Here is a 10,994-nt window from a genome sequence, read left to right on the forward strand (position 1 = left end):
AAAAAGACAATTACCACAAACCTAAAACCGACAAAGCGCTTTTTTCAATACCACGCATAACGTCGCGCTCTGCGGGAATTTAGGAGCGACAGCGAGTAAATTTTCCGTAGCAGCGCCTTGTTATGCAGATTCACACTTCCTCTCCCATCATCATCTGATAGTGGCCCTGATTGTTTGTGTATTCAAATATCTTTTTAAAAGTATTCAGGTATCTTTGGGCTGAATCATCAGGTGTTTGAATGTAAAGGTCATCAGGAATGGCGTGTGAGCCATCATTAATCCAGCTAATTAACGAACGACATATTTGCTGCTCCTCAAAGGAATCAAACTTCTCGACTATTCCTTCATCTGTAAATCTTCCTAAGATTTTAAAGTAATTTTCAATAATTCTGCGCATCGTGTTTTGAAGGGAGATCCCTGAGTTCTGGCGCCATTCTTTGATTTCCCTCCAAAGTAACTCATATGAAGACTCTATTGGATTATTTTGACCAAAGGCTTGAATCGACGAGATGTTATGACCCTTTCTGATTATCCAATAATTTGTATCACGATCACCATTTGACCTGCTACTAATAAAGGAAGCCTCTTTGTGAAAGTAAACATTGTGTGTCAGCAGCAGCATTTGCTTGATGGTGCTTGATCCTAATTTGGTTTCTTTGATCAAATCTTTCACTATAGTACTAACCACGTACAATATATTGCTATCCAAGCTAGAGATTGGATCATCTATGACCAAAACTCTATCCTCTGTAACGGAGTTTTGGTCCAATGCGCCTTTTGCTAGCTGCACAAAATACAGGAAAGTAATAAAAGTGACTTCACCCTCACTAAGGGTGTGCTGGGCCTGCTCACCATTCTCACGCTGAATTGCGTAATGGTTCTGCTGCTCAGGAGACGGAACAATCAGGAAATTGGTAAACCCGTAGGCAGTTAGCAATCGATTTATTTCATCTACCGCAGGCTGAACACTTGTAACATTCCTACTTAGCACTACAATTTCTCGATCTAACTCGCGAATATTTTCTTCACGTCTTGCTATCTCATCGGAGATGTTATCAATCCCGCGTTGTAGGCCATTAGCAGTTGATACATAAGCATGTATTTTCTCAGCTAACACATCAACTAGGAAAAGCCATACCTCAATCTTTAAACTGGAAACTTCTTGATCATAGTTGTCTACCAGTAAATTGTGGCTAGTTATAGCCTCGTTAGCCTGTTCAATAACAGCGGAGATGTATTCCAAGTCCTCTTTAGTACTTGATAGCGATATTTTCTGGCTGGTTTTCTCAAGCTTTTCCGCAATTAATATCTTATTCTCAGATACTCGGCTATGGATCGCTCTCAAATGAGAAGAAAATCTTTCAACATCAAGCTTTGACTCAGTTTTTGCTTTTTCAGATGTTTCAATATGCTCGAGCGTTGAAAGAATTGGGGTCATAAGATCTGAATAGGAGGTTTGTTGATCTGCAAGTCTTACTTTGTCTCGCTTAAAGTCTTCATCAAAATACTCTTCAATTTGGCTTCTAAAATCCTCACCTACTGTAGGCTGTTGGCAAAAAGGACATATTTGATCATCAGCAATAAAGTCACGGCCTTGGTTTACCCAATCACTATTTCCAAGCTTAGTAATCAAGCCTGCTATATCGACATCGGTTTTTCCTATGATTACTTTCTGCCAGATAGCGTCCTGCTCAATACTATCAATGGATGAATTTATATCTATAGTGGGAATCGTATCGATGCGGATTGGTGGTTCACCAAATAAAGTGGCCGCTTTAGCTTCAAGATCCGAAATCGCTGATATAGCTGACAAATTTGATTCATGGTCAGCTAATATTTTCGCTCTAAAGCTTACCTTGGAATTGATATGGCCATATAGGGCTTCTTTAAATGTGCCTTCATATTGTTTGTAAACACCCCAGCAATCGTTAGTAAAGCTATCTAAGATGGCTTTTCGTCGGTCTTTCTGGCTTATTAAGGTTGCTTGCTGTGTGGATTGCACTGTTCGAAGCTCAGTAACTTCCACCTTTTTATTGGTTATATGCTCGATATCTTCCCTAGTTGCCTGCCCCAGAGTGAATACGCCTGCAATTGCACCTGTGCCAAAATTGTTGTCTCGGAACTGTTTGTTGTAGACCAATGTTTTTAATGGCTGGCCACCTTCCCAATCTATAGAGCATGCGTTGAATAGAAGCTCATCTGTATCAGCAAGATAATTGGAAATGGTAGTTTTTCCACAACCATTCGCACCATAAAAGAAATTAACTTTCTTCAAATCTGTAACTTCGATGCCATTTGAGTCGTAGCTGGCAATATCCGTAATTACTATATTATTTATCATCCCTAACTCTTCATCTGGTTGTTTTTAATCGAGGCCTATTTGCTTTGGAGGTAGAAGATTTCATTTAGCACTTCAGGCCGAGGTTAAACTTTTCAATTGAGTCGATTACTACCGCTCTGCTTTTTTACCGCATAACATTGTATTCAACGTCGTAAGTACACTTTACAACACATCAATAGGCCAAGATTAAAAACGTCCGTTAGCCCTGTATACGACCACGATTACCAGCCGCCTAAAAAAAGTATACTTTAGCCGTGCTGCTTCGCTTGCAATCCCTCTAAAGTCTCAAAACATTCCCGCAAAGTCACTAACTTTTTTAAAAAATATACTCGCGCCTAAACCTTTTATTTTCCAGCTGTAAAAAACTCCGACTATTCCCTCGCGTTCGTATGCTGCTATGTAATTATTCCTCGCCTTATTTCAATAAAGAATATTGAATAGAGCCTTTCGTGGGGTTTTATACCTCTATTCATTTTAGAATACAGGCCTAGGTGGTAGTTTGAGTAGAGGAGGGGATTGCTACTGCAGGTAATGTTGCTTGTTGCAATGATGTTCGGTTTTAAATACCGTAAAACCGAACGCAGGAATGGATAGATATTCTAAGGGGGAGCTGCCCAGCCGTAGGAACGCAAACCCCCGTACCCATACAGGCGCAGGTTATTCTCGATACTAGGAGCTGGGCCGAGGTAACAACGGTAGTTGCGTAATCGATTACCAGTACTCTCTAACCAAGTTTATTTTTTTACCCTTAAACCCAAATAGCGCTAATAGATTTTGGTCGCCCTTGGCAACCCAATCGCCAGTTTCGGAAATTTCACCGTAACTGTATTCAATTGCAACATGGCTTTTACCAAAAATATAATTCTTAACGGTTATAACACTATTGTTAGCGGCGCTATAGGCTCCTCGTTTATGGTTTTCGGTAAAAGCCACTTGCCATTCCTGCTTATTGAAATTTGCTTCATATTCAATATGCTCGTAGCGTACTTCGGGGGAAAATAAGCCAAATAAGTTTACGATATCTTCCGCTTTCGATCCTTTCTTATAAACCTCACCTAAACGTTCAAAATAACTATCGATAAGATTTTTTTGGCACGACTTATCACACTCTGAAGCTAGGGCTGAATTCGTAAGAAAAAAGCCTATAAGTAAGGTAACTATTTTAAGATTTAATTTCATAATGCATTCCTAATGTCCATATAACGTCAAGTAAAGAAACGGCCAAAGTATTGGGTAGGCCGCGTATATTCTAGCTTGGGCTGTACGTTTTTGTTAAGTATTTATTCTTGTATTGGCAAACAATCTTCACATGCCATAAGTATTGAAATATCTTCACACTCAATACTACCTGTACCACCAGCTCGAATCTTCCATTCACACTTTTGTTCGTTCAGGTAGCCTTCTCCGGTCACGAAGCAGGGTAAGAATGAATAGTTGTCGTGAATGTCTCTGGCTGTCACCTGTTCGGCATTCTTAAAAAAATCCTGAGCTTGTTCCTTAGTTAGAGAAAAATCGGAACAAAATTCACTGGTTGCGCCATCATTACCCGTATTTACAATATTCCCCACGCTAATAACATTTTCTTTGGTATCCACATCGGTACATGCTGCTAGGAATACTACAAAAGAGAAAATTGATAATATCTTTACCATCTTGCTGTACCTGATTATTGGGGGATTTTGGAGCTTTAAAATAACCATTTTTAAATTTATCTATAATGTTCTTTAATGCCTTGCTTTTCGCTAAACTAAGTCCGCCATTTTTATTTTTCGAATATCAGCATTTCTGTTAATGACTTCTGCTTCAGTTGCATCGACTGGCAATGCAGATTTTGAGGTCCGGATGTTAGCAAGTTTTGGCTGTAGGCGGCAGGGTGATATGGTTATTTAACGTATTTTTGCAGATGGGTTAACATGCTATACGTACTTTAGATCGGACTAAGGGCTGCGGTGTGTCTGGCACTAGTTCGTGTCCTTAAATCTGTCATTTTCTTTCTAAGCCTCAAAACTGTTTTATTTTCATTGTAGTTGCAGATTCCTCCTCAGCGGTGCATTCTAGTTGCAGCCGGTAAGCTATTGAGTTCTCACACAAATTCCGGCCTTTCTTCTCAGTTTTTAGTCTGAATTTTTCGGCTACATCTTCTCAACTTTGTTACCAATATTTTTGTTATCACAATGTTTGAACTGAGGTGTTTCGCTATGATTTCTGCTTCCTCTATCAAGGCTGTGTTGTTCGATATGGACGGCGTGTTGTTTGTGGGTGACCGTGTTATTCCCGGCGCAATAGAAACCCTAGCGCGATTACATCAACACAATATTCCCTTTCGATTCGTTACCAATACCACTACTCGTACGCCTACGGCATTAACGCGGAAGCTTCGCTTACTGGGTTTTGCGGCTGCAGAACAAGAGATGTTTTCGGCGGTTACCGCTACGGTTGAATACTTGGCAATGCAGGGGACGCCGAGTGTATTTTTAGCGGTGCACGAGGCGGTGAAGGCGTGTTTTGAAAAATTCCCCAGTAACCCGCGGCCAGATTATGTGGTAATAGGCGATATTGGCGAGGCGTGGGATTACGCGTTGTTGAATAAGATATTTAACCTGTTAATGGGTGGTGCCAAATTGGTGTGTATGCATCGCAATAAGTTCTGGCAGGAGGAGGATGGTTTGCGTATGGATATCGGCGCGTTTGTGGCGGCGCTGGAGTCGGTTACCTGTGCTGTGCCTATTGTGATCGGCAAACCCAGCCCGCGATTGTTTAATCTTGCGCTGCGCTCTATGCAGGTAGGTGCAGGGCAGGCAATATTGGTAGGCGACGACATTGAATCTGATGTTGGTGGCGCTCAGGGGGCCGGTATTGCCGGTGTTTTGGTTAAGACGGGTAAATACCGCGAGGAGTTGGTGGCGGGCTCTAAGATAACGCCAGATGCGGTAATAAATTCGGTGGTCGATCTAAACAAACTGCTTGGCTACAAGTATTAACCTTAACCGCTGGTTAGTGCGGCTAAGGTTATTTGCTAGCGGATGGCGTTATGGCAGTGCAGGGTAGTCGGTGTAGCCTTTTGGCCCTGGCGCATAAAAAGTGTCGGCATCCCATTTGTTCAGTTCTGCGTTTGTGGCAAAACGTTTTACCAAGTCTGGGTTGGCGATAAAGTCTTTGCCGAAGGCCACGGCGTCGGCTATGCCAGATTCCAACAAGGCGGAGGCCGATTCTTTACTGAGGTGCTCGTTGGCAATTAGTGGGCCACCAAAGGTACTTTTAATTAGCTCGGAAAGCGCAGGCTCGTTGCGATGTTCGCGCGTAAAGATGTAGGCGATACGACGTTTGCCTAACTCGGTTGCTAGGTAGCTAAAGGTTGCCGCAGGGTTTTCGTCGCTTAGGTCGTGGGCATCGCCCCTTGGCGATAGGTGAATACCAACGCGACCGGCTCCCCATACCGATACCGCTGCATCGACAACTTCTAGCATTAATCTTGTTCTGTTTTCGATACTGCCGCCGTAGGCATCGCTGCGTTGGTTGGTAGAGCTATGTAAAAATTGGTCGAGCAGGTAGCCATTGGCTCCGTGTACTTCTACCCCATCAAAACCGGCGGCTTTTGCGTTTTCGGCCCCTTTTCTAAAGGCCTCTACAATGTCGGCGATTTCGGCGGCTTCAAGCGCGCGTGGTTGTACATAGGCTTTTTCTGGGCGAATACCGCTGACGTGGCCAGCCGCTGCAATTGCGCTGGGGGCAACGGGTAACTCACCGTTTAGGTAACTTGGGTCGGAGATGCGGCCCACATGCCAAAGCTGTAAGACGATGCGACCACCGGCCTTGTGAACCGATTTGGTAATTGCTTTCCAGCCTTCTACTTGCGCTTGCGACCATATTCCCGGTGTGTCCGGGTAGCCTACGCCCATGGGGGTAACGGCTGTCGCTTCGGAAAAGATTAAGCCCGCCGTTGCGCGCTGTGTGTAATATTCGGCCATCATGGCGTTGGGAACTCGCCCCTCACTGGCTCTGCAGCGGGTTAAGGGAGACATAATAATACGGTTTGGTAACTCTAAATCACCAAGCTTAATTGGGTCGAACAGCATAGAAGTTCCTCACGGTTGGGTGGAATGGACGGGCCTTCGGGTTTAACCAGATGCTTTGTGTGTAAGTCTGACCACTAGCGATAGGCTTGGGCCGTTTTACAAGGCCGCTAATCGGCAGCCATACTAGGCTAATCTGGGTAAGGGATTGGTTAGTTCAACTGGAGCAAAGGCTTAACTTTAATGGTTAGATTCACGCCTTTCTCACGCGCTGGGTGTTATACGAGTTGGTTGTCTTTTTAGTTCTCTTTATCGCTCCATTTGTTGTGTCTTTTTAGTTATGTTTGACCACTAAACCTGAGACGGTGATATGTGCCGATAGCTTTGGATTCTTTATGTTAAAAATACGAAACTTTTTTACTTTTCTAACGGCAGTAGCCGTTAATGTTTTAGCCGTACTTTCGCTTGTGCTTGTTTTTGCAAATTGCAGCGTGGCGAGTGAGAGCGCGAGCAAAGCATCATACTGGAACGCTTCGTTACCGGCTGAGCAGCGTGTAGAGCTGTTATTGGCGGTGATGACCTTAGAAGAAAAAGTCGGCCAGATGAGCCAGTTTGTGGGCGAGGCACAAGGCGAAATTGCTAGCGCCGATACGGCGTTAACCTACACCAATGCCTTGGGCGAACGTGCCGACTGGGTGCGACAGGGCAAAATTGGCTCATTTTTAAAAGTCGCGTCGTTTGCCGAGGCGAATATTTTGCAGCAGCTGGCGGCCGAGTCGCGTTTAAAAATTCCATTACTTATTGCCACCGATGCATTACACGGCCACGGCATGTATACCGGCGCCCCCACTATTTACACCAGTCAAATTGGTTTGGCTGCGAGTTTTGACCCCAACCTTGCCCAGCGTATTGCCCATTACACCGCAATAGAAATGCGTGCTAGCGGTTACCACTGGGCTTTTTCGCCGAATATCGAAGTGGTGCGCGATGCGCGTTGGGGGCGTTTTGGTGAAACCTTTGGTGAAGACCCATTACTGGTTACGGCTATGGGTAATGCGATGATTCGCGGCTATCAAGGTAGCGACTTTAGCGATGCCGATAACGTGTTGGCTTCGGCAAAACATTTTGTGGCAGGGGGTATTGCCTATAACGGTGTAAACGGCGCACCGGCGGAGGTTTCTGAACGCACGCTACACGAAATATTTTTTCCGCCGTTTAAAGGCGCAATCGAAAACAATGTGTTTACCATTATGCCGGCGCATAACGATCTGAATGGCATACCCTGTCATGCACACGGCGAGTACTTAACCGGGCTGATTCGCGAGCAGTGGGGCTTTGACGGCTTTTTTATTAGCGACTGGATGGACATTGCGCGGCTCGCCTCGGCACATCACCTCGCCGCCAATGCAAAAGAAGCAACCTACTTGGCGGTAAACGCCGGTATGGATATGAATATGCATGGCCCCGACTTTTATAACGACTTGCTCGCCTTAGTACGAGAAGGGCGGTTGGACGAGTCACGGCTAGACGCGTCGGTTAAAAAAATCTTATACGCTAAATTTCAGTTGGGTTTGTTTGAGAATGCTTTGGTACAAGAAAGTGATGTGAATCAAGCGCTAAGAAGCCCAACCCATTTACAGGCGGCGTTGGAATCGGCTCAAAAATCGATTGTGTTACTTAAAAATAGCGATCAAATCTTGCCACTTAAAAAACATTCTAGCGCGTCAAACGGCGCAGCTAAAAAGGCTAAAATTCGTCTTTTAGTTACCGGCCCATCGGCGAATAATCAGGCAATACTCGGTGAGTGGGCGCGCTTTCAAAGCGATGACGATATTGTTACGCCATTGGAAGGTGTTAATGCCTATGTATCAGATTCTGTAGCGGTAGATTTTGTCGAAACACCCGGCTATAAAGACTATTCAAAAAGTGTGTTAACCCAAGTAAAAACACGCGCAAAAAAAGCCGATGTGGTCATTGTGTTTGTCGGTGAGAACTCGCTGCGCTTCGATCCAAACAAAACAAGCGGCGAGAATTTGGATAGGCCAACGCTAGATTTAGTCGGCGATCAGTTAACCTTGTTGCAAACCATTAAAGACACCGGCACGCCGATTGTGGCGGTGTTAATCAACGGCGGCCCTGTGGCCTCGGAATGGCTTAGCGAAAATGCCAGTGCGATTTTGGAAGCTTGGGAGCCGGGCATACTGGGCGGCGAAGCAATTGCTCAAGCCTTGTTTGGCGACTATAACCCGAGTGGCAAGTTGCCGATTACTATTCCTCGCTCTGTGGGGCATGTGCAGAGCTTTTATAACCATAAACCGTCGGCGTTTCATCGCGGCGGCTTTTATCAAACCAGTCGTAAACCATTGTATGAATTCGGTTTTGGATTGTCCTACACACAATTTGATTACAGTGCTTTGAAATTACCTAAAAGGTTTGCTGGTAGTGATGATGTTACGGTTAGCCTGAACGTAAAAAACAGTGGCCGCTATGCCGGCGACGAGACGGTAATGTTGTATCTTAGCGATACGGTTAGCAGTGTAACCACGCCGGTACGCAAACTGGTGGCTTTTAAACGTGTTCACCTTTTACCCGGTGAAACCAAGCAGGTTAACTTTGAGTTAAGCAATACAGACTTCTCACTATTGAACAAATCAATGCAGCCTGTTGTAGAACCCGGCGAATTTACCCTTACAGTTGGCGCCGATAATCTAAGTGGCACAATTGAGTATCAAGCGAGTGCAATTGCCCGGTGATGACCGAAAAAATAATTCGACGTTTAGGCGTGCGCTTAAATCATTTGTATCAATGGGTTGATTCAAACCAAGGCTATGACGAAATCTGGGATCTGTGTTGTGATCACGGCCGGTTGGGTTTACATCTTCATCAGCATCATATCCATAGCCGCGTATACCTAGTCGATAAAGTTGCGGCAATTGTCGACAAGCTAGCGGTAGATTATGCAAGCCTTAACGATGGTCGTATATTTTTTAAATGTGCAGACGCGCGAGAATTACAGTTTAGCGGCAGAGCACGGCGCTTGGTGATAGTGGCGGGCGTGGGCGGGCAGAGTTTAATGGCGATGCTTGAGGGTATTATTGAAAACCTTGATACGGATGCAAGCGCCGATAGCACTTCAGATATTGACCGCACTTCAGATATTGACCGCACTTCAGATATTGACCGCACTTCACATATCGATAGCAAGGTAGAGCTGGATTTTTTACTTAGCCCAAACTCACATACGTTTGAATTGCGCGGGTTTTTACAGGCGAATCATTTTGGCTTAAGAGATGAGGCTTTTATTAGCGAAAATGGTTTTAGTCACGAACACCTTTGGTTGCGCTACAACAAGAACAATCAATACGGAATTGCGAGTGACTCTAAAGTGCCAACTAAGCCGGTAACGGCAATTGGCGATAGCTTGTGGCTGGATATGACCGACGTTAAACGCCGTTACCTAGATAAATTGGTGCAACACTACCAACGCATGCGTGGCGGTAAGGAAGCAAGTGTTGCCGAGGCGGCGCTTGCCGCTTATGGACGCGTGCTGTGAGGCACGGCTCTACCTGTATGTTTGGCAAGGCGTAGCGGCCAGTCGTGATTGTTTTCGGCTATGCAGGCTTCTTCTGTATCGAACTGCACTTGACGGTCGAGGGTTTTAAAGCGAACACCTATTTTTAATAACCTTGCCTGAATAGCGGTTTTAATTGCGCTACAGTGCTTTAGGTTCGTCGCTTCGGTTAACTGCTCCTGGCTTTCAAACACACAGGTAATAAGCAGGCTGGCGGGAAAGTTGGCAAAATCTGCTTGGTGGGTTAACCATTGAAACCCATCGATTGTCTTAAATGAGTTCTCGCATAAATCGGTTAACGCGTTGCGAATGTTGGCGTCTATTTTTTTCTGCGTTTTACTTTGAGCCTTTGCCATAATCAGTTTTTCATTCTGCCAGAAGAGTTAGCTGAGCTTTCGAGGGCGTACGCCCCTTTGCTAGGGCTGCAGTTTACAGTAGGGGGTTAGGCGAGGGTAGTGTCGGGTGAAGAGGAATGTTCTAACGCCTAGAAAGCTTTAATGCTTGTATTCTAAGAATTGTGCCCAATATCTATTTACAGGCTTTGTAACGAATAACAAATTATAAACAACGATTTAGTCCTATTGGATTAAACATAACCTTAAGGTAGCCACACTTATGTTTACTTTCGCACATGCAGAACAATTGATGCAGCGTATATTCGAAATCGCTGCAGAGCAGGACCTAGAACACAATATCGCCGTAGCGGTAACCGATGCTCACGGTGAGCTTATCTGTTTTTCTCGCCGAGATAATGCCGCATTTCACGCGGGTGTTTTGGCAAAAAATAAAGCTTATTCAGCTGCACGAGATCGTCAGCCAACCTCTAGTTTGGGCGCTTGGGCGAAAGAAACCGGCAAAGATTTAAGCTACTGGACAGACAGTAAAATGACCGGTATTGCCGGTGGTTTACCACTAACAATGGATGGCAAGGTTGTCGGTGGTGTTGGTGTGAGCGGCTTGGCCGAATTTGATGATGAAAATCTGGCTTTGGCAGCGATTGAAAGTCTAAAACCCAAAACCTATAACGCGTAAAGTTGTTTTTGTTTAAAACAAAAAAGGGGCGGCAAAT

At 44.8% G+C, this 10,994-nt stretch carries 9 protein-coding genes; 4 read left to right on the top strand and 5 right to left on the bottom strand.

The window, feature by feature from the left end:
* Positions 1-130: 130 nt before the first annotated feature.
* The 3 genes from IDZ20_RS08830 to IDZ20_RS08840 form a co-directional block, all read right to left on the bottom strand.
* Entirely contained in the window at positions 131-2,341 is a 2,211-nt protein-coding gene (locus IDZ20_RS08830; RefSeq protein ID WP_188151070.1) for an AAA family ATPase, read from the bottom strand.
* 711 nt (positions 2,342-3,052) lie between these two features.
* Positions 3,053-3,520 carry a hypothetical protein gene (locus IDZ20_RS08835; RefSeq protein WP_188151071.1) on the bottom strand — a complete coding sequence of 156 codons (468 nt, stop codon included), beginning with the start codon at positions 3,518-3,520 and terminating at the stop codon, positions 3,053-3,055.
* A 101-nt stretch (positions 3,521-3,621) separates the two neighbouring features.
* On the bottom strand, positions 3,622-3,993 hold the full coding sequence (locus IDZ20_RS08840; RefSeq protein WP_188151072.1) for a hypothetical protein: 372 nt from the start codon (positions 3,991-3,993) through the stop codon (positions 3,622-3,624).
* A gap of 546 nt (positions 3,994-4,539) precedes the next feature.
* Here IDZ20_RS08840 and IDZ20_RS08845 point away from each other — a divergent pair.
* Positions 4,540-5,322, top strand: a complete 783-nt coding sequence (locus IDZ20_RS08845; RefSeq protein ID WP_188151073.1) for a TIGR01458 family HAD-type hydrolase — start codon at positions 4,540-4,542, stop codon at positions 5,320-5,322.
* Between the two features lie 48 nt (positions 5,323-5,370).
* On the opposite strand, the gene IDZ20_RS08850 is transcribed toward IDZ20_RS08845, so the two are convergent.
* Positions 5,371-6,417, bottom strand: coding sequence for an alkene reductase (locus IDZ20_RS08850; protein ID WP_188151074.1), 1,047 nt, complete (start codon positions 6,415-6,417; stop codon positions 5,371-5,373).
* A 332-nt stretch (positions 6,418-6,749) separates the two neighbouring features.
* Between IDZ20_RS08850 and IDZ20_RS08855 the strand changes: the two genes are divergently transcribed.
* On the top strand, positions 6,750-9,107 hold the full coding sequence (locus tag IDZ20_RS08855) for a glycoside hydrolase family 3 N-terminal domain-containing protein (protein ID WP_188151075.1): 2,358 nt from the start codon (positions 6,750-6,752) through the stop codon (positions 9,105-9,107).
* Positions 9,107-9,907 carry an SAM-dependent methyltransferase gene (locus IDZ20_RS08860; protein WP_188151076.1) on the top strand — a complete coding sequence of 267 codons (801 nt, stop codon included), beginning with the start codon at positions 9,107-9,109 and terminating at the stop codon, positions 9,905-9,907. The genes IDZ20_RS08855 and IDZ20_RS08860 overlap by 1 nt, the downstream gene beginning before the upstream one ends.
* Here IDZ20_RS08860 and IDZ20_RS08865 read toward each other — a convergent pair.
* A complete protein-coding gene (locus IDZ20_RS08865; RefSeq protein WP_188151077.1) occupies positions 9,889-10,281 on the bottom strand; it encodes a Fis family transcriptional regulator in 393 nt (130 codons plus the stop codon). The two genes, IDZ20_RS08860 and IDZ20_RS08865, sit on opposite strands and share 19 nt — an antisense overlap.
* 259 nt (positions 10,282-10,540) lie before the next feature.
* Between IDZ20_RS08865 and IDZ20_RS08870 the strand changes: the two genes are divergently transcribed.
* Positions 10,541-10,957, top strand: a complete 417-nt coding sequence (locus IDZ20_RS08870) for a GlcG/HbpS family heme-binding protein (protein ID WP_188151078.1) — start codon at positions 10,541-10,543, stop codon at positions 10,955-10,957.
* Positions 10,958-10,994 lie beyond the last annotated feature (37 nt).

It is taken from the genome of Teredinibacter waterburyi, from assembly GCF_001922985.1.
GTDB lineage: Bacteria > Pseudomonadota > Gammaproteobacteria > Pseudomonadales > Cellvibrionaceae > Teredinibacter > Teredinibacter waterburyi.

What these genes read in the sequence shown, in the direction of transcription:
- IDZ20_RS08865 (WP_188151077.1), bottom strand. Translation starts at nt 10,281, where the DNA reads ATGGCAAAGGCTCAAAGTAAAACGCAGAAAAAAATAGACGCCAACATT.
- IDZ20_RS08835 (WP_188151071.1), bottom strand. Translation starts at nt 3,520, where the DNA reads ATGAAATTAAATCTTAAAATAGTTACCTTACTTATAGGCTTTTTTCTT.
- IDZ20_RS08830 (WP_188151070.1), bottom strand. Translation starts at nt 2,341, where the DNA reads ATGATAAATAATATAGTAATTACGGATATTGCCAGCTACGACTCAAAT.
- IDZ20_RS08850 (WP_188151074.1), bottom strand. Translation starts at nt 6,417, where the DNA reads ATGCTGTTCGACCCAATTAAGCTTGGTGATTTAGAGTTACCAAACCGT.
- IDZ20_RS08855 (WP_188151075.1), top strand. Translation starts at nt 6,750, where the DNA reads ATGTTAAAAATACGAAACTTTTTTACTTTTCTAACGGCAGTAGCCGTT.
- IDZ20_RS08840 (WP_188151072.1), bottom strand. Translation starts at nt 3,993, where the DNA reads ATGGTAAAGATATTATCAATTTTCTCTTTTGTAGTATTCCTAGCAGCA.
- IDZ20_RS08860 (WP_188151076.1), top strand. Translation starts at nt 9,107, where the DNA reads ATGACCGAAAAAATAATTCGACGTTTAGGCGTGCGCTTAAATCATTTG.
- IDZ20_RS08845 (WP_188151073.1), top strand. Translation starts at nt 4,540, where the DNA reads ATGATTTCTGCTTCCTCTATCAAGGCTGTGTTGTTCGATATGGACGGC.
- IDZ20_RS08870 (WP_188151078.1), top strand. Translation starts at nt 10,541, where the DNA reads ATGTTTACTTTCGCACATGCAGAACAATTGATGCAGCGTATATTCGAA.